The following is a 19,251-nucleotide window of genomic DNA, read 5'->3' as shown; positions in this document are numbered from 1 at the left end:
TCGCCCCGGTGCCGCCGATCACTCGGCGGGCCCCGGTGCCGCCTGACCACCCGTCGGCCCCCGTGCCGCCTGCCCGCCACCCGTCGCCCCTCCCACTTTCGGACTGCCCGATGACTCTGCCCGACACTGCCGTCAACCCGGCCGGCGCCGATCGCACCTTCCAGGTGGATCTGCGCGGCCTCGTCGATCTCCTCTCCCACCACCTCTACTCCAGCCCCCGCGTCTACCTGCGCGAACTGATGCAGAACGCGGTGGACGCGCTGACCGCCCGGCACGGCCTCGAACCGGCCGCCGCCGACGCCTTCGGTATCCGCGTGTACGCGGACGGTTCGGTGGTCCGCGTCGAGGACGACGGCGTCGGTCTCACCGAGGCCGACGTGCACACCTTCCTCGCCACCATCGGCCGCAGCAGCAAGCGTGCCGAGGGCATCGCCGAGCAACGTGCCGACTTCATCGGCCAGTTCGGGATCGGCCTGCTCTCCTGCTTCCTGGTCGCGGACGAGATCCACGTCCTGAGCCGCTCCGCCCGTACCCCCGACGCGCCCGCCGTGGAGTGGCGCGGACGCGGCGACGGCAGCTACAGCGTCCGCACCCTGCCCGCCTCCGCCCGCCCCCGGCCCGGCACCACCGTCACGCTGACTCCGCGCGCCGACGCGGCCGAGTGGACCCGCCCGGCACAAGTGCACGCGCTGGCCCGGCACTTCGGCTCCCTGCTGCGCCACCCGATGACCTTCGACGACGGCACAGGCGGTCCGGGCGCCCCGGTCGCGTCCGTCAACCCCGAGCCCGCGCCCTGGGCGCGCACGTACCCCACGCCGGGAGCCCGTTCCCGTGCGCTGGCCGCGTACGGAGCGGACGTCTTCGGGTTCACGCCGCTGGACACCATCGAGCTGGACCTGCCGGCCGTGGGCCTGAAGGGCATCGCGTGCGTGCTGCCCGAGACGGTGCCGGCCGGGCGCCGCCACGGCCACCGCGTGCACGTCAAGGGCATGCTGCTGTCCGAGCAGGCCGAGGAGATCCTGCCCGAGTGGGCCTTCTTCGTCCGCTGCGTCGTCGACGCCGAGAGCCTGCGCCCGACGGCGTCCCGCGAGTCCCTGTACGAGGACGACACCCTCGCCGCCGTCCGTGACGCCCTCGCCGAGCGGCTGCGCGCGTGGATCGCCCGGGCCGCCGCCAGCGACCCGGACCTGCTGGGCCGCTTCCTCCAGGCCCACCACCTGGCCGTCAAGTCGCTCGCGGTGCACGACGACGAGATCCTGCGGATGCTGCTGCCCTGGCTGCCGTTCGAGACCACCGACGGGCACACCACCCTCGACGAGTTCGCGCGCACCCACCGCACCGTGCTCGTGACGTCGAGCGTGGAGGAGTTCCGGCAGGTCGCGGCGATCGCCTCGGCCGCCGGGCTCGGCGTCGTCAACGGCGGCTACACCTACGACCGTGAACTGGTCCACCGGCTGCCCGAGATCAGGCCCGAGGCCGTCGTCGCCGACCTCGACCCGGCGACCCTCACCGCCCACCTCGACCCTGTCGACCGGGAGACGGAACTCGCCGCCGGCGCCTACCTCGCCCTGGCCCGCGAGGCCCTCGCCGTCTTCGACTGCGACGTCGCGCTGCGCACCTTCCAACCCGCCTCCGCCCCCGCCCTCCTCGTCGACAGCCGCGAGGCCCGGCACGAGCGGACCCGCTCCCAGCTCGCCCGTGAGCAGGAGGGCGGCCTGTGGGGCGACATCCTCGGCGCCCTGCGCCATGAGGCACCACGGGCCCAGCTGATCCTCAACCAGCTCAACCCGCTGGTCCGCACCGCCGTCACCATCGACGAGCCCGAGCTGGCCCGCACCAGCGCCGAAGCCCTCTACGGGCAGGCCGCGATGCTGTCCCGGCGCCCACTGAGGCCCGCCGAATCGAGCCTCATCAACCGCTCCTTCCTCGACCTCCTCGCCCACGCCCTCCGCAAGGACAGCTGACGATGCCGACCGCACCCGCACCCCATCCCCAGAACACGGACGAGCTGTTCCAGGCGCTCCAGGAGAACGACCGGCGCCCCTACGGGCGTACCCGCACCGTCACCGCCGAGGAACTCGTCGACGTCGCCGAGCAGTTCGCGGAGCCCGTCCCCCTCGTCCACGCGCTTCTCGAACTCCAGGAGGCGTACACGTACGGCTCCGAACCCCGGAAGTCGCCCGTCGTCTTCGCCCGCCTGCTGACCCTCTTCGACGAGCAGCCCGACGTCTTCGACGAACGCCTGCGCCACCTGCTGTTCTGGCGGTTCAAGTGGGTGGCCAACGCCTTGCGTGCGCTGCCCGAGATACCGCTGGCGAGCCTGCGCCAGTGGCTGACGGAGATGCGCGACCGCTACGAGAAGGCCGATCTCGGCCTCCAGCCCTACTACGGGCAGGCGTACCAGCTGGCCAGCCACGTCGGTGAGGACACCACCCTCGCCTACGAGCTGTGGGCGGGCCGCACCCGCACCCGGCTCAGCGACTGCGAGGCCTGCGAGATCTGCGAGCGCGCGCTCCACCACCTCGCGGCGGGCGACGACGAGCGGGCGCTGCGCACCTGGGAGCCCGTCCTGGCCGGGCAGGAATCCTGCCAGGAGGAGCCGGCCCGCTCCGTCTCGCACGCGCTGTTGCCCCTGCTGCGCACCGGCCGCACCGACCGGGCCCGCGAACTGCACCTCACCGGCTACCGCAGCTGCCGCCGCAACCCCTCGATGTCGTCGGAGGTCGGCCGGCATCTGGAGTTCTGCGCGCTCACCGGCAACGAGGCACGCGGCGTGGAACTGCTCGCCGAGAACCGGAGCCTGTTCGACGAGGTCGACTCGCCGCTGGAGCTGCTCAGCTTCCTCACCGGCGTGGAGGTCCTCCTCCAGCGCGTCGAACTCGTCGGCCACGGCGAACTGCCCGCCGCCGGGTACGCGGGCCGCAGCTGGACGGTGGCCGGCCTGCGCGCCGAGGTGCGCGGCCGCGCCGACGACCTCGCCGCCCGCTTCGACGCCCGCAACGGAACCGCGGCCCACACCGATCGCCGCAAGGCCCGCCTCGACCGTGCCCCGCTCCTGGACGCACTGGAACTGACCCTGCGCACCCGCAGCCTCGACGACGTGACCCCGGCGGCACAGGTGGCCGCGCCCGCCGCCCGTGCGGCCGCGGCCGTCCCCGACTCGCTGCCCGAACTCATCCTCCGTGCAAGGGTTTTGGACGAGCAGGGGCACCCGGACGCACAGGCCTGCTGGGCGCGGCTGAGCACCCTCGTCGCCGCCCGCGACTACGCCCACCCCGACGACCCGGCCGTGGGCCCGCTCGTACAGCTGCGCGCGGACCTGCTGGCCCACGAGGCGAGCTCGGCGGGCGAGAAGGACGAGTTCGCCGACGCCGCCGCCCTCCACGAGGAGGCCGCGGCCCTGTACGGCGACGCCGGACTGCCGGGACACGCGGCGCTCGCCCGTGCCTGCGCCCTGCTCCCTGCCGCCGAGATCCCCGCGCCGGGCGCCGCCGACGGAGCCGAGGCGAAGGTCGCCGCCCTGACCGCCGCCCACGCCTCCGCGGTCCGCCTGCACGAGGAGACGACCGGCCTCGCGCCGTTCCAGGAGGCCCGTCTGCTGCGGCTGCGGGCGACCGCGCTCGGCCTGCGCCTGCAGACGTCGGGGAGCGAGGCGCACGTCGCGCCGGTCCTCGCCGAGGCGGATCTGCTGCACACGTTCGCCACCCGGCACGACCTCGTCGGGCAGATCTCCGGTGCCCTGATGCTGCGGGCCAGCACGTATGCCATATCCGGTGACCGACCCGCCGCGATCACCGAGATCGACGCCCTCCTCGACCGGCTGAAGGCGCACGGCCCCGCCTGGCACCTGCCCCGCGCGCTCGGGCTGCGCGGTCGGCTCCAACTCCTGCTCCAGGACGCGCAGACCGCGCACGCGGACCTGACCGAAGCCCTGCGAGTGGCCGCCGACTGGCCGGCCCACGCGGCCGGCACCGCCCGCCTGCACGGTGATCTGGCCGAGGCCTGTATGCACCTGGGCCGTCCCGAGGAGGCCCTGCGGCACCTGACGCGCTCCGCGGAGGTGGAGCTTCGCCGCGGCAGCCGTACGGACGCGTACTGCGCGTACAGCAACGCGGCTCAGCTCAGTCTCGACCTGGGCCGCGTCGAGGACTGCATCGCTCTGCTCGACTCTCTGCTGGCGGAACCGGACGTCGCCGCCGGAGAGATGGACGACCGGCTCGTCGCTCAGCTGCGCCTGACCCGCGCCCGCGCGCTGCGCGCGGGGGAGGACCTCAAGGTCGCCACGGCGGAGTTCGTCGCCCTCGCGGCCGAGTCGGCCGGCTGGGACGACGACCCGGGAAGCCACGTCATGATCGCCGCGGAGACGGCCGTCCTCCTCGGTGAGACCGGCGAGTTCGGCCGGGCCCGCGAGGTCGCGGACCAGGTACTCGTCGCCCACGCCCAGGCCCCGAGCTACGAGCAGCTCAGCAACTGCCTGCGCGAACTCGCCCGTCTCCAGGCTAAGCAGCAGGGCCCCGACGGCCTGGCCGACGCCCTCGCTCTCCTGGCCGACGCCGACCGGATCGCCGACGAGGCCCGCGCCGCCGGACACGAGACCCACGGCCGCTCCCTGGACACCGCTCTGGCCTACGAACACGGACGGGTCAACGCGTACGCCGGCGAGTACGAGGCCGCCCTGGCCGCCCTGGAGAAGGCACTCGCCCTGCTCGGCGAGCCGGGAAGGGACGACGACCGCGCCGGCGAGTGGGCCGAGTGCGTCCGTCTCGCGGGCGCGGTGGAGGGCCTCTACCTGGAACGCCCGGCCCCCGCCCTCGCTCGCCTCGACGCGGCGATCTCCCGACTGACCGCCTCGGGCCACACCGAGGAGACCCAGCCGCTGATCTCCCTGGCGGCCCGACTGCGCGACGAGGAGTGACGTGGCGGTGGCGGGGGGGCCACCCCCCCCCGCCCCCGGGCCCCCCCCCCCCCCCCCCCGCCCCCGGCCCCCCCCCCCCCCGCCCCCGGCGCCCCCCCCCCCCCGCCCCCGGGGCCCCCCCCGCGCCCCCCCCCCCGCTGAGCCCCGGGCCGGCCCGCGGGCGCGCCGTTGGGGGGGGGGGGGGGGCGGGGCCCACCCCCCCCCCCGCCCCCGGGACCGCCTCCCCGAGCCGCCGGCACCGGGACCGCCTCCCCGGGGCCGTCGGCGACGAGCAGCCCCGGAGACGGCGAAGCGCCCCCACGACCTGCGCCACGCCGGTGAATTCTGGCCCGGATCCTGGCCGAGACCGCCAACGGACCGAGCGTTCGGCTCACTCCGACCGGCAGCGGGGCATCGCACCGATGCCTCGCTGCCGACGGTCGGCATCAGGACAGGAAACTCCCGTACGGGCCGTTCAGGATCTGGTTCTTCTGACTCTGGTTGAAGTGGGTGTTCGGGTAGTCGTAGAAGGACGCGGACATCGGTGTGCCGTCGGTCGAGGCCGCGTCCGGCAGGCCGAAGGCGTGTCCGAGTTCGTGCACCATCCCGCCGTACCAGCGGTTCATCGACTGTCCGCTGGTGCCTGCGGCGCCGTCGGCGTCGTGCCCGCTCAGCACGACCCATCCAGGACTGGCGCCCCCGCCCGCGCCTTCCCCCTCGGCGCTGATCTCGCCCACGTTGAGCCACCGGCTGTCGGGGTTGTCCAGGCCGAACTTTCTGGCGAGTTCGTTCTGCATGTTCGTGACGGCCCACCAGTAACGGTCACCGCCATTGGGCGTGTTCTCGTACCAGCTCCGCGGCTGGTCACCGCCCACGACCTCGACCACGGGGTTGTTCAGCGTGAAGGTCTTGCCGAGCTCCTGCTTGTAGTAGCGCTGCGCCTCCCGCATCACGTTGGCGATGCCGTCGGGGTAGCGCTGGTCGAACGGGACGTCGGAGGGCTTCAGCCAGTACACCCGGACGGTCTTTGCCGGAGGCGTGGCCGGGTCGCCGCCGCTGCCGGCGAAGCCGGGCAGCCGCCACACCCTGCCGTTCGCGGTGGCGCACGGCAGCTGCACCAGGTTGGTGTTCGAGGCCGACGAACCGCCGCTCGGCGTCACGCACTTGCCGGAGCTGACGGAGACCAGGTTGAAGGTCTTGTCCGTGCCGTTCACCGACACCGGCGTGAGCCGCCACTGCTGGTTCGTCCCGTCGTGGCAGGGCCACTGGATGATCGCGGCGTTGTCCGCTGTGGACGCGCCGGAGACATCGACGCACTGACCGGACTGAGTGGTGATCGTGTAGAGGTCGCTCGACCCCGGGACGGGAGTGAAGCCGAGGTTCTGGTTCGCTCCGGAGCCGCATGTGAACGAGCGCAGCTGTGTTCCGTCGGTCGACGAACTGCCCGGCAGATCAAGGCAGTTACCACCGTTCTGGTTCACCCCGGTCGAGGTGAACGTGACGGCTGCGGCAGCTGGCGGGGGCGCCACCAGGAAGGCGACCACCATGGCGAGCACGGCGGTGAGCACGGACAGGAATCTGGAACGGGTCACTGGGCACACCCTTCATCGCGTGGAGGTGGTGGTGGGGCCGTACACCTTTGCCTCGAGAAGCCCGACAGAGTTGGTGCCGTTGCCGGTGAGCTGCACCCGGAGCCGGGTGGTGTTCGTCGCGGCGAACGTGACGGTGTTGTACTGGTTGGTGGCCAGGGGGTAGCCGCTCGCTCCCGGCATGTCGACGTAGGCGCTGCCGTTCCAGTACTGGAGCTTCCATGAGGCGGGCATGTCGATGCCCTGGTCGTCGTCGAAGAAGTAGACCTGGGCCTTGTCGATGGTCTTCGCCGACGGCCAGGTCAGTTCGGCCCATTGCTGTCCGGTCTCGGGATAGGTGCCCCAGCGCGGGTTCACGGTGTCGTTGGAGGACGGCGGGTCGATGCCGTCGTTGACGGCGCTGACGCTCTCCCAGGAGGAGGTGTACGAGGCCGAAGCCGTCGCGGACGTCGCCAGGTTGGCCGGTGGCTGGACGCCACCCCGGTTGAAGATCTTCACCTCGGTGAGGCCCGTCTTGGCCCCGGAGGCGTTCGTGGCCAGCACTCTTACGCGTTGGGCGTCGACCGCGGGGAACCGCACCAGGTTGTAGTTGGCCCGTGGTGCCGCCGGGCTCTTGGTCTGGCCGGGCACGTCCACCCACGTACTGCCGTTGTAGTACTGGATGCTGTACGCGGACGGAGCCCGGTAGGTGGTGCTCGCCGGGCGGCTGTCCTTGAAGTACAGGCGCACCTCGTTGAACGTGCGGGCGGCGTTGAGGTTCAGCTCGTACCAGTCCTGGCTGTTGGCGGAGCCGCCGGCGCCCCAGTACGGCTCGTTGGTGGGATAGCCGTCGACCGCGCCGGAGACGGTGCTGCCGGAGCCGGTGTGGGAGGCGGACGCCGTCGCCCCGGCGGCGAGATCGGTCAGATCGGCGGTCAGGTCGACACCGGCCTTGGCGAACATGTCGACCAGCCGGGGGCTGTCCTGCACGACCTGGTGGGGAGCCTTGAGGCCGGGGACGGCCGTGTGGTGGGTGACCGTGCCGGTCGTGGTGACGTCACCGGTGGCCGGGTCCCACGTGAAGGGCACCAGCGAGTTGACGGTGGCGACCCGGTTGCCGTTGACGTAGATCGAGTAGCCCTCCGGGACGCCCGGGTAGCGCACCACGCCGTCGGCCGGATCGTCCCAGACGACGGACAGGTCGGAGCCCCGGTAGCGGAGGTTGTTGACGGTGAAGTGGTCCCAGCCGATGCCGATCGGGGAGAGTTCGACCTTGGCGTCGTTGCGGGGCCGCAGACCGGCGACGTCCTCGATCACGGTCCAGTTGCTGCTGCCCAGGATGTTGTGGTGGATCCAGGAGCGGTAGTCGATCGAGCTGCCGTTCCAGTCGGCCCAGAACTCGTTGGCGTCGGGCCACCGGGTGTCGCCGCCGATGTACTGCGCCCAGGTGTTCCAGTAGAGCAGCTTCTTGTAGTCGGTCGCGTTCATCCAGGAGTTGGGGTAGTTGCGCAGCACCGAGGAGTACAGCCGGAACTGGACCGTGGAGTTGATGGTGGAGAAGTTGTTCGAGCCCGGAGACCCGGCGTCGGCCGCCGCCTTCTTGTCGACCTGGTTGGCCGTGTAGAAGGGGAAGACGGGGTACTGGGCCGGATCGTCGAACAGACGCAGGGCCTGCTTGTAGGTCGCGGTGTTGGGGACGGCTCCGACCGAGAACGGGTAGTAGTTGTTGATCTCCTTCCACGGTACCCACTCGTTGGTCGACTTCAACCGGTGCTCGAACAGTTGCCGGTTGGGGTTCCACAGCACGTTGACGATCGCGTCCTTGATCTGCGTCGCGAGCGTGCGCATCTCGGTGGCCTTGGCCGTGTTGCCGATCGCCTCGTAGGCCTGCGCGGCGGCGAGCGCGCCGCTGTACTGGTAGGCGGACTCGGCGCGGTCCATGTTTCCGGGCTTCCAGTGGAACGAGACCGCGTCGGCGTCGTTGCCGGTCAGGGCGCCCCAGTCGTACTCGATCAGCTTGTTGTTGTCGTGGTCGTAGGTGGCGAGTTGGCCCTTGACGTCGCCCTCCGCGTAGTGGGCCAGATTGCCCGCGATCGCCGGCTGACCGCCGTGGATCTGGTAGCTCTTCCAGGCGGCCTCGGCGATGTACTGGGTGTAGCTGTTGGACCAGTTCTCCGGGTCGCCCGGGTTGTCCAGGAAGCGGCCGCCCTTGGAGGTCTGGCCGACGCTGAGCCAGTCCCCGTACGCGTAGGCCGGGTTGCGCAGGTACTTGAGGTCGTCGATGTGCATGGGCTGGGTGAGGGCGATCGCGTTGTTGTAGCCGAGGACGCCCTCGGTGGAGGTCGGGAACTGGAAGGTCTGCCCGGGGATGTCGGCGTCGAGGTTGTTGAAGCGCATCAGCCACCAGCGGTAGTAGACGCTCTTCTTGATCGCGGCCTCGGGTACGTCGATGTAGGGCACGTTCTGCGCCCACCACAGGTTGTAGGCCCGGACGTGGGTCGCGAACGCGGTCGCGGGGGAGTAGCCCGCGTAGGCGTTGTACTCCGTGAGGGACTCGGGGATCTCGTCGGTGACGAAGCCCATCACCACCTTCGCGGTCACCGTGGCTCCGGCCGCGATCGTCACCGACCGGTTGAGGCCGCCGCCGGTGGCGGTGAAGCCGTCGCCGGTGAGCCGTGGGCGGATGGTCGTGAGGTTGTTGTAGGCGTTCACCTGCCCGGTCAGCTCGCTGCCGGTGCCCGTGGTGGCGTACGGGGAGGTCGCCCGTAACTGCAGTGTGGTGGAGCTCGTGCCGCCGTTCCTGATGGACAGGTTGGTCACGGCGACGTTGTTGTCGGTGATGAACTTGGTCTGGTTGACCGTGATCGAGCCGCTAGTGTGCACGCTTTTCCAGTGACTGGGCGCCTGCCAACGCTGGGAGACCTGCTCGGTGAAGGTGCCCGGGGTGATCGCGACGGTGTAGGCGCTGTTGTCGTTGATGCTCTCCCAGTAGGCGACCTTGCCGCCGAACCCGAGCTTGGAGGGGTCGTGCTCCTTCATGAAGACGGCGCGGCCACGGCTCATCAGCCAGGGTCCGGCCGGGTCGTTGCCGGAGCGGGCCAGCAGGCGGTCCATCCAGAAATCGGTTCCCGAACTCTCCGCGTCGTAGATGCTCCGCATCATGTCGCCCGGTGTGTAGGCGACGGGCGGGGACGGGATCGCGGGTCCGCCGAACGTGGGGAACCCGATGGTCTGCGCCGCGTGGGCCGGGGTCGCGGTGAAGACGGAACAGACGGTGAGCACCAGTGCGACGAGGAGACGCTTCAGCACAGGGCCTGCCGTTCCTGGACTCCCGACAGCCGAACGGCCGTCGGGGCCGATTCCGGCCGGAGCCGGGCCGTGCTTGCCGTCGCCTCGTGCGCCGGCGTCGTACCGGTGGGACGCGCTGTCGGCCCCGCCGGGGACCGCCGTCCGTCGTCTTCTCATCGGATGCTCCCTGTCCGATCGACAGCAAGCCTCTGCACCCGGGCGCGCATGGTGACGGGGCATCGGCTGCCGTCGCTCATGTAGTGCTCATGACATAAACTGTGCAGGGCGAAGCGCTGGAGAACGGAGAGGAGGAACGGTCGGAGAGGCGGTCCCCCGAGTCTCCGGGAGGTGCTGAAACGACCTAAAAGGTTTTCGCAACGTAGGTCCGGGCCCCGGAAGTGTCAAGAGGGATGGACGAGGCCCCGGTGCACCGGCCGCGGCGCTCAGGACAACGGCGCGGTGGAGCCCCTGATCACCACGCGGCAGGGCAGGGCCTCGGCGCCCGAGCGCCGAGCCCCGGCGATCGCGCCGAAGAGGGCGTGCGCGGCCGCCCGCCCGACCTGTTCGAGGTTCATGTCGACGCTGGTCAGCGGGGGACGGGAGGCAGAGGTGAGAACCCGCCAGTTGTCGAAGCCCATGACCGCCACGTCCTCCGGTACCCGGTGGCCCCGCTCGCGCAGTACGTCCATGACGCCGCGGGCGATCTGGTCGCTGCCGCACAGGACGGCGTCGACGTCCGGATCCTGGTCGAGCAGCATCGCGGTGGCCGCCCGCCCCCAGCCCTCCGACCACACCCCGAACCGAGGTTCGCCCACCAGGGCGAGGCCGGCGTCGGCGAGCGCTGACCGGGCGCCCTCGGCCCGCTCCCGTGCCGCGAGATACCCGGGGTCGCCGGTGATGTGCGCGATCCGGTGACGGCCGCAGGCGAGCAGATGCTCCACGGCGATCCGGCCTGCGCCCACACTGTCGGGGACGATGGACAGATCCGCCGGATCCTCCGACGGCGCGTACGCGTAGACGACAGGGACGGGCAACTCGCGGCCCAGGGACGGGCGCGGGTCGGTCCGGCTGCCCACCACGATGAGGCCGTCGACCCGGCGGCCCAGCAGCGCGCGGACGTAGTGCTGCTCGCGGATCGCGTCACCACGGGCGTCGCACAGGAACACCGCGACCTCGCCCGCTCCGAAGGCATCCTCGGCGCCCATGAGGATCGGGATGCTGAACCGGCCCTCCAGGTCGCTGGTGAGCAGACCGACGGTGCCCGTGCGCCCGGCGAGCAGACCGCGGGCCAGCTGGTTGGGCCGGAACGACAGTCGCTCGGCCGCGTCGACCACCCGCTGCCGGGTCTCGGCGCGCACCTGACTGCGGCCGTTGAGGGCCTTGGACGCGGTGGCGATGGACACGCCTGCCAACCGGGCGACGTCGCTGAGCGTGGCGGGCTGCGAACGAGAGGGGTCGGTGGCCCGTGCCATGGGTGCTCCTGTCTCGCGTCGCGTGCCGAGGCCGTCGAGGCTGACACGTCGGGCGTAAAACAGTACGCGAAAGGTTACGCGAAAGGTTTCGGACGGATCCGTCGTGCCATGCGACGATCCGTCGACACTCGTTCGTTGCAAGGGGATTGACGAGTAACAGGTCGAGTTCTAGCGTCTCAGAAAACCTTTTCGGTTCCTTCCCGTTCGCACGGTCCAGCGCCACCACAGCCATCGGCATCCATCGTCCCGACGGCCGGCCGCGCGGCCGGCCGCGACAAGAGGGGGAGCGAACATGGGCAGCACGGTCGGACCACGTGGACGCGTACGCCGTCTCGTCACCGGCGCCGTAGCCCTGCTCGCCGCGGCGGGTCTGGTCACGGCGTGCGGGTCGGGCGAAGGCGGCTCGGGCGGTGAGGGAGGAAGCGGGGCGGCGGATGCCGACGGCGTCGACGACGGTGCGACGCTGACGATGTGGACGCGCGCGGCGACCCGGCCGCAGAGCGAGGCGCTGGTCAAGGCGTACAACGCCAGCCACAAGAACACGATCGAGCTGACCGTCGTCCCCACCGACGACTACCAGGCCAAGGTCGGTGCGGCCGCCGGAGCCAAGGACCTGCCCGACCTGTTCGCCTCCGACGTGGTGTTCGTGCCGAACTACACCTCCAGCGGACTCTTCGCCGACCTCACCGAACGCATCGACGCCCTGCCCTTCGCCGAGCACCTCGCCCAGTCCCACATCAAGGCCGGCACGTACGAGGGCAAGAAGTACGTCGTACCGCACACCCTCGACCTGTCGGTGCTCTTCTACAACAAGAACCTCTACCGAAAGGCGAAGCTCGACCCCGACAAGCCGCCCACCAGTCTGAGTGAGTGGGACCGGCAGGCACGGGCCGTGGACGCGCTGGGCTCAGGCGTCAACGGCACCTTCTTCGGCGGCAACTGCGGCGGCTGCGGCGTCTTCACCTGGTGGCCGTCCGTCTGGGCCGCCGGGGAAGAGGTGCTGAACAAGGAGGGAACCGAGGCGTCTCTCGCCTCCGACACCGCGAAGAAGGTCTACGACACCTACCGCGGGTGGGTGAAGGACGACATCGTGGCCCCCGGCGCCCGCGAGGAGACCGGCACGACCTGGACCGGGGTCTTCCCGAAGGGCAAGGTCGGCGTCATGCCCATGCCGTCGACCACCCTGGGGCTGATGCCCAAGGACCTCGACCTCGGCGTCGCGCCCATCCCCGGACCCGACGGCGGCACATCCACCTTCGTCGGCGGTGACGCCATCGGCATCTCCGCCACCAGCAGGTCCGCCGACCAGGCCTGGAACTTCCTCGCCTGGTCCCTGGACGACAAGGCACAGGTCGAGGTGGTCGCCGCGCACAAGGACGTGGTGGCGCGCACCGACCTCGCATCCAACAAGTACTCCAAGGCGGACCCGCGGCTGGTGACGATCAACGAACTCGTGGCTGACGGCCGTACCCCGTACGCGTTGAAGTTCGGCCAGACCTTCAACGACCCCAACGGGCCCTGGCTGAGTCTGATGCGCGACGCCGTCTTCGGCGACGGGACGTCCGTCGACAAGGACAACGACGCGGTCAGCGCCTCGCTGGCCGACTGAACGGCACGGGCCGGCTGAACGAACACCGGCGGCCCCGCAGAACCCCTCCCACGTCGCACGGCAGAGGAGAGTCATGCAGGTCAAGGCAGCCGACCCAGCGGCGGCCGAACCCCGGACCCGGCCGGAACGCCGGGTCCGTCCGTCCCGTGCCACCCCACCTCGATGGCGGTCCCGCAAAGCGAAGGGTCTCGCCTACGCGGCCCCCACCGCCGTGTTCGTCGCGGTGTTCTTCCTGCTGCCGCTGCTGCTCGTCGGGCAGATGTCGCTCAGCGACTGGCCGCTCCTCGCGGGCGACCGGGGCCTCAACGCCCCCGAGAACTACACCGACGCGACCGACAGCACCCTGTTCTGGCCCGCGGTCCGCTTCACCCTCCTCTACACCGTGATCGTCACGGTCGTCCTCCTCGGTCTCGCCCTTCTCCTCGCCCTGCTGGTGCAGGAGTCCCGGCCCGGGGCCGGCTTCTTCCGTACCGTCTACTTCCTGCCCGGTGCCCTGGGACTCGCCTCCGCCTCCCTGCTGTTCTGGGGCCTGTACAGCCCCACCACCGGCCCGCTCAGCCGCATCCTGGGAAAACTCGGCCTGGTCGACGACCCGGTGTCCTTCCTCGGCACACCGACCTCCGCGTTGCTGTCGACGGTCTTCCTCATCGTCTGGAAGTTCGCCGGCTTCTACATGCTGATCCTTCTCGTGGGCCTCCAGCGCATCCCCCAGGAGGTGTTCGAGGCCGCCCGCATGGACGGCGCGAGCCGCGGCCAGATCTTCCGCTCCATCACACTGCCGCTGTTGCGGCCGTCCCTCGCCCTGACGCTGCTGCTGTGCGTGACCGGATCACTGCTCGCCTTCGACCAGTTCTTCATCCTCACCAAGGGCGGACCGGACAACAGCACCGTCACCGTCGTCCAGTTGATCTACCGCGAGGCCTTCCAGCGGATGGACCTGGGCACCGCGGCGGCCCTGTCGATCGCTGTGCTGGGCGTGCTGCTCCTGCTCAACGTCCTCCAGTTCCGCGGTCTGCGCCGCGCCGACGAGTCATGAGCCGCAGCTCATGAGAAGGGACACCACGGTGCTGACCCGCGCCCTCGGTCGCACGCCCCACTACGTCGTTGCCGGAGGTCTGGCCGTCGTCTTCCTCTTTCCGCTGCTGTGGAACGCCTGGGCCTCCGTCAGCGGACAGCCCGGCACCGCACAGGAGTCCGGTTACGGCCTGGGCAACTACCGGACGCTGCTCGACTACGACGCGGGCCTGTGGCGATACCTCCTCAACAGCACCGTAGTCTCCGCGCTGACCGTCGCGTTGACCCTCGGAGTGTCGCTGCTGGGCGGCTACGCCTTCGCCCGCTTCGACTTCCCCGGCAAGAACCTGCTGTTCCTGGTGACCCTGGCCATCCTCATGGTCCCCTACGCCACCCTCCTCATCCCTCTCTACGTGCTGCTCGGCAGACTCCATCTGCAGAACTCGCTGATCGGACTGAGCCTGGTGCTGGCCATGTTCCAACTGCCGTTCGCCACCTTCATGATGAGGATCTCCTTCGAGGCGGTGCCCCGCGAACTGGAGGAGTCGGCGCTGGTCGACGGCTGCGGCACGGCCGGCGCCCTGCGGCGGGTCCTCCTTCCGGCGGTGCGACCGGGACTGATCACCGTCGGTCTCTTCGCGTTCCTCGCGGCCTGGAACGACTTCATCGCACCGCTGATCCTCATCTCCGACAGCGAGAAGGCGCCGCTGCCACTCGCCGTCGCGAACCTGCGGCAGCAGAGCATGGGCGCCGTCGACTACGGCGCCACCGAGGCGGGCGTGGTGGTCCTCGCCGTGCCCTGCCTGTTCCTGTTCCTGCTGCTGCAACGGCACTACATACGGGGCTTCATGTCAGGCGCGCTCAAGGGCTGATGACTGATGGCCGATGCGTCGAACGATCTCGCCCAACGATCTCGCCGAACGACCTCGCTCAATGATCTCGCCCAACGACCTGGCCGGACAACCGAAGGGACAACCGAAGGCATGAAGTGGTGAAGGAGAACACAGCGGGATCACTCGTCCTGCCCGTGGCACCGACCCGTGGCAGGCTGCGACCGCTCGGTCTCGACGAGGTCAGGATCACCGGGGGGTTCTGGGCCCGCCGCCGGCACATCAACGAGAGCGTTACCCTCGGCCACTGCCGGGACTGGATGGAAAGGGTCGGCTGGACCGGCAACTTCCGGGCCGCCGCGCAGGGTCGCGTCCACCGGGACCGGCGCGGCCGGGAGTTCGCCGACTCCGAGCTCTACAAGCTCCTCGAAGCCATGGCCTGGCAGGCCGGCGCCGCGGGCACGCTCGACACCGACATCGCCGCACTCACCGGGGCTGTCGCGCCCGCCCAGTCACCGGACGGCTACCTGAACACCGCGTTCGGCCACCCCGGACAGCAGCCCCGCTACAGCGACCTCGAATGGGGCCACGAGCTCTACTGCCACGGACACTTGATCCAGGCGGGCGTGGCCCAGGCCCGGGCCCGGGGCGAGGGCGAACTGACGAAGATCGCCCGAGGAGCGGCCGACCACGTCTGCGCCACCTTCGGGCGGGGCGGCATCGAAGGCGTCTGCGGCCACCCCGGGATCGAGACAGCCCTGGTGGAACTGGCCAGGCTGACGGGGGAACAGCGCTACCTCGACCAGGCCGCGCTCTTCGTCGACCGCCGCGGCCACGGCACGCTCGGGGACGGCGAGTTCGGCCGCGCCTACTACCAGGACGACCTGCCCGTACGACGGGCCACGGTGCTGCGCGGCCACGCCGTCCGCGCCCTCTACCTCGCGGCCGGCGCCGTCGACGTGGCCGTGGAGACCGGGGACGACGACCTGCTCGACGCGGTCGTACGGCAGTGGGAGGCGACGGTCGCCCGACGGACCTATCTGACGGGCGGCATGGGCTCGCACCACCAGGACGAGTCATTCGGCGACGACTTCGTCCTCCCGCCGGACCGCGCCTACTCGGAGACCTGCGCCGGCGTCGCCTCCGTGATGCTCAGCTGGCGGCTCCTGCTGGCCACCGGCGAGCCGCGGTTCGCCGACCTCGCCGAGCAAACCCTGTTCAATGTGGTCGCGACGTCCCCGGCGGAGGACGGCCGGGCCTTCTTCTACGCCAACACCCTGCACCGACGCCACCGGGGCGCCATGCCCGCCATGGACGCGGTGAGCGCGCGCGCCGAGTCGAGCCTGCGCGCGCCCTGGTTCGCGGTGTCCTGCTGTCCGACCAATGTGGCGCGGACGCTGGCCCAGCTGCCCGCGTACCTCGCGACGGCCGACGACCACGGCGTGCAACTGCACCAGTACGCCGACGCGGAGATCGCCACGTCGCTCGAAGGCGGCCACGGGGTCGCGCTGCGCGTCCGAACCGACTATCCGTCGGGCTCAAGCGTGACCGTGCGCATCGACCGGTCGTCGTCGGACCGCCCGTGGACCGTGTCGCTGCGCGTCCCCGCGTGGACGGCGGGCGCCACGGTATGGCTGGTCGACCCGGACGGGATCCGCCGCACCGTCCCCCCGGGCATGACCGAGGTGACCCGCGGTTTCCGGCCCGGTGACGAGATCCGGCTCGAACTGCCCGTACGGCCGCGCTGGATCCGGGCCGACCCGCGCGTCGACGCCGTCCGCGGCACGGTTGCCCTCCAGCGCGGGCCGCTGGTGTACTGCGCCGAGTCCGTGGACCTGCCGGACGGACACGACGTCGACGTGATTCGGGTGGACCCGTCCGCGTCGCCGGAGGACGGGCCGGACGGCACGGTGGTCGCCGCCGGCCAGATCACCGCGTACGACGGGCGGCGCGACGAGACCTGGCCGTACCGGCCCCTCGACGCGACCACCGCCGCGCCGCCCGCCGACCGCACGGGGATCGTCCTGGTCCCTTATCACTCCTGGGCGAACCGGGGGCCTTCGTCGGTGCGGGTGTGGCTGCCGGCCGTGGAAGCGGACCGTGCCACCCCGCCGGACAGCACCCATCCGTGACCGCAGGCTGCCCCATGACCCCGCGGTCTCCGTACCACCACCCTTACCCGCCGACCACCGACGACCGGAGTCCGAGCATGTCCCAACCCCCCACCCGACGCCGTTGGTTGAAACTCGCCGCCGGAAGCGTGGCCGCGGCCCCGCTCGCGTACGCCACCCCCTCGGCGTACGCCGAGGCGACCGGCCCCATCCCGACCGCGGTGCCTGTCCGGGCCGACGCGGCGGCCGTGCCCGCCCCGCCCACCTGGGCTGTGCGCCCCTTCCCACTGGACCAGGTGACCCTCGGCGACAGCGTGTTCCGCCGCAAGCGCGACCTGATGCTCGACTTCGCCAGGGCGTACCCGGCCGACCGTATTCTGGCCGTCTTCCGGGCCAACGCCGGGCTCGACACCCGTGGTGCCCAGGCGCCCGGCGGTTGGGAGACCTCCGACGGCAATCTGCGCGGCCATTTCGGCGGCCACTTCCTCACTCTGATCGCCCAGGCGTACGCCGACACCGGGGAGGCCGCGCTCAAGACCAAGCTGGACTACCTGGTCGGAGCGCTCGGCGAGTGCCAGCAGGCCCTGGCGGAGCACGGCTCGCCGAAACCGAGCCACCCCGGCTACCTGGCGGCGTACCCCGAGACGCAGTTCATCCTGCTGGAGGGCTACACGACGTACCCCACCATCTGGGCGCCGTACTACACCTGCCACAAGATCATGCGAGGTCTCCTCGACGCGCACACCCTGGCCGGGAACGCGCAGGCCCTGACCATCGCCTCGACGATGGGCGACTGGGTGCACAGCCGCCTCGGCCGCCTGCCGAAGGCACAACTGGAGCGGATGTGGTCGATCTACATCGCGGGGGAGTACGGCGGGATGAACGAGGTGTTGGCGGACCTGTACGCCCTCACCGGGCGCGAGGAGCACCTCGTGGCCGCCCGCTGCTTCGACAACACCACGCTGCTGGACGCCTGTGCCGAGGACCGCGACGTCCTCGACGGCCGGCACGCCAACCAGCACATTCCCCAGTTCACCGGCTATGTGCGGCTGTTCGACCACACGGGGGAGGAGAAGTACGCGGCCGCGGCCCGCAATTTCTGGAAGATGGTCGTGGACCCCCGGATGTACAGCCTGGGCGGTACGGGTCAGGGTGAGATGTTCCGAGCCCGGGGCGCCATCGCGGCCACCCTGGACGACAACAACGCCGAGACCTGCGCGACGTACAACATGCTCAAGCTGAGCCGGCAGTTGTTCTTCCACCAGCAGGACCCCGCCTACATGGACTACTACGAGCGGGGCCTGACCAACCACATCCTCGCCTCACGCCGGGACACCCCCAGTACGGACAGCCCGGAGGTCACCTACTTCGTCGGGATGGGCCCAGGGACGCAGCGCGAGTACGACAACACCGGCACCTGCTGCGGCGGCACCGGCATGGAGAACCACACCAAGTACCAGGACTCGGTCTACTTCTGCTCCGCCGACGGCAGCACGCTGTACGTCAACCTCTCTCTCGCCTCGACGCTGCGGTGGCCGGAGAGGGGCTTCGTCGTCGAGCAGACGAGCGTGTACCCGGCCGAGGGCGTACGCACGCTGACGATCCGTGAGGGCACTGGCAGACTCGACGTGAGACTCCGCGTTCCGTCCTGGGCCACGGGAGGATTCACCGTCACGGTCAACGGGGTCCGGCAACAGGCCGAGGCGGTGCCCGGCAGCTACCTCACCCTGAGCAGAAGCTGGCGACCCGGCGACCAGATCCGGATCTCCGCTCCCTACCGCCTTCGCATCGAAAGGGCACTGGACGACCCCGCCGTCCAGTCGGTGTTCTACGGGCCGGTCCTGCTGGTCGCTCGGAGCCAGGAACGGCAGTTCCGCACGTTCTCCTTCTACAAGGACTTCACGCTCCGGGGCGATCTCGCCGACTCGGTCAAACCCGAGGGCCGCCCCATGCACTTCACCACGCACGGCCTGACCCTCGCACCGTTCCACGTAGCGGACGACACCCGCTATCACGCCTACTTCAAGCGCTCAGAACCCGTCGTCGTGTTCGGCACGACCGACTCGGGCGTGCCCAACCGCGCGCGCGTTGACGGTCCGACCTTCCTCGACGTGCTCTGGGAGCAGGCTCCCTTCGCCACCTCCGGCCGCTTCGTGAGGGCGGTACGTGCCCTCGCGGACGGATGGCTGTCCGAGGGACTGTTCACGCGCACCGAGCGCGATCGCGTCGTCGCGGCCGCGGGCCGCGTGGTCCTGAGGCCCTGAGGCCCTGAGGCCCTGAGGCCCTGAGGGTCCTCAGGTCGACGGCATGCGGGATCTGACCGCGAGAGCAGGTTGAGCGGACGGCGCCTGACGTCAAAGTCCAGGTCAGGCGCCCTCTTCCGATACTCCGGAGAATCGGAGCCTCTACGGGCTCACCGTCCGCCGGGCGAGCGGCACTAGCCGTGCGCGGCAGCCGCCTTGCGC

Annotated in this window: 10 protein-coding genes; 7 read left to right on the top strand and 3 right to left on the bottom strand. The window is 70.7% G+C overall.

Features of this window, described 5'->3' with window-relative positions:
• The first annotated feature begins 110 nt into the window (after window positions 1–110).
• Together M2271_RS04340 and M2271_RS04335 are read left to right on the top strand one after the other, a co-directional pair.
• Window positions 111–1,964: an HSP90 family protein gene (locus tag M2271_RS04340; protein ID WP_280885747.1), complete on the top strand. Its 1,854-nt coding sequence runs from the start codon at window positions 111–113 to the stop codon at window positions 1,962–1,964.
• 2 nt (window positions 1,965–1,966) lie between these two features.
• Complete coding sequence (locus tag M2271_RS04335; protein ID WP_280885746.1) at window positions 1,967–4,915, top strand: hypothetical protein; 2,949 nt, start codon at window positions 1,967–1,969, stop codon at window positions 4,913–4,915.
• A gap of 425 nt (window positions 4,916–5,340) precedes the next feature.
• On the opposite strand, the gene M2271_RS04330 is transcribed toward M2271_RS04335, so the two are convergent.
• The 3 genes from M2271_RS04330 to M2271_RS04320 form a co-directional block, all read right to left on the bottom strand.
• On the bottom strand, window positions 5,341–6,486 hold the full coding sequence (locus tag M2271_RS04330; RefSeq protein WP_280885745.1) for an RICIN domain-containing protein: 1,146 nt from the start codon (window positions 6,484–6,486) through the stop codon (window positions 5,341–5,343).
• 12 nt (window positions 6,487–6,498) lie between these two features.
• On the bottom strand, window positions 6,499–9,768 hold the full coding sequence (locus M2271_RS04325; protein ID WP_348539145.1) for a hypothetical protein: 3,270 nt from the start codon (window positions 9,766–9,768) through the stop codon (window positions 6,499–6,501).
• 425 nt (window positions 9,769–10,193) lie between these two features.
• Entirely contained in the window at window positions 10,194–11,222 is a 1,029-nt protein-coding gene (locus M2271_RS04320) for a LacI family DNA-binding transcriptional regulator (protein WP_280885743.1), read from the bottom strand.
• Window positions 11,223–11,514: 292 nt separating this feature from the next.
• Between M2271_RS04320 and M2271_RS04315 the strand changes: the two genes are divergently transcribed.
• From M2271_RS04315 to M2271_RS04295, 5 genes are all read left to right on the top strand, one after another.
• A complete protein-coding gene (locus M2271_RS04315; RefSeq protein WP_280885742.1) occupies window positions 11,515–12,831 on the top strand; it encodes an extracellular solute-binding protein in 1,317 nt (438 codons plus the stop codon).
• A gap of 73 nt (window positions 12,832–12,904) precedes the next feature.
• The gene (locus M2271_RS04310) at window positions 12,905–13,867 is read left to right on the top strand and encodes a sugar ABC transporter permease (protein WP_280885741.1); all 963 of its coding nucleotides are present in this window, start codon (window positions 12,905–12,907) and stop codon (window positions 13,865–13,867) included.
• Window positions 13,868–13,895: 28 nt separating this feature from the next.
• Window positions 13,896–14,717, top strand: a complete 822-nt coding sequence (locus M2271_RS04305; protein ID WP_348539144.1) for a carbohydrate ABC transporter permease — start codon at window positions 13,896–13,898, stop codon at window positions 14,715–14,717.
• Window positions 14,718–14,836: 119 nt separating this feature from the next.
• On the top strand, window positions 14,837–16,807 hold the full coding sequence (locus tag M2271_RS04300) for a beta-L-arabinofuranosidase domain-containing protein (RefSeq protein ID WP_280885739.1): 1,971 nt from the start codon (window positions 14,837–14,839) through the stop codon (window positions 16,805–16,807).
• 77 nt (window positions 16,808–16,884) lie between these two features.
• Window positions 16,885–19,050 carry a beta-L-arabinofuranosidase domain-containing protein gene (locus M2271_RS04295; RefSeq protein WP_280885738.1) on the top strand — a complete coding sequence of 722 codons (2,166 nt, stop codon included), beginning with the start codon at window positions 16,885–16,887 and terminating at the stop codon, window positions 19,048–19,050.
• The last annotated feature ends 201 nt before the right edge of the window (window positions 19,051–19,251 follow it).

Origin of the sequence: Streptomyces sp. LBL (assembly GCF_029893585.1) — a bacterium.
Classification (GTDB): Bacteria; Actinomycetota; Actinomycetes; order Streptomycetales; family Streptomycetaceae; genus Streptomyces.
The sequence above is the reverse complement of the archived record's forward strand: the minus strand, read 5'-3'. Positions and strand labels throughout refer to the sequence as shown.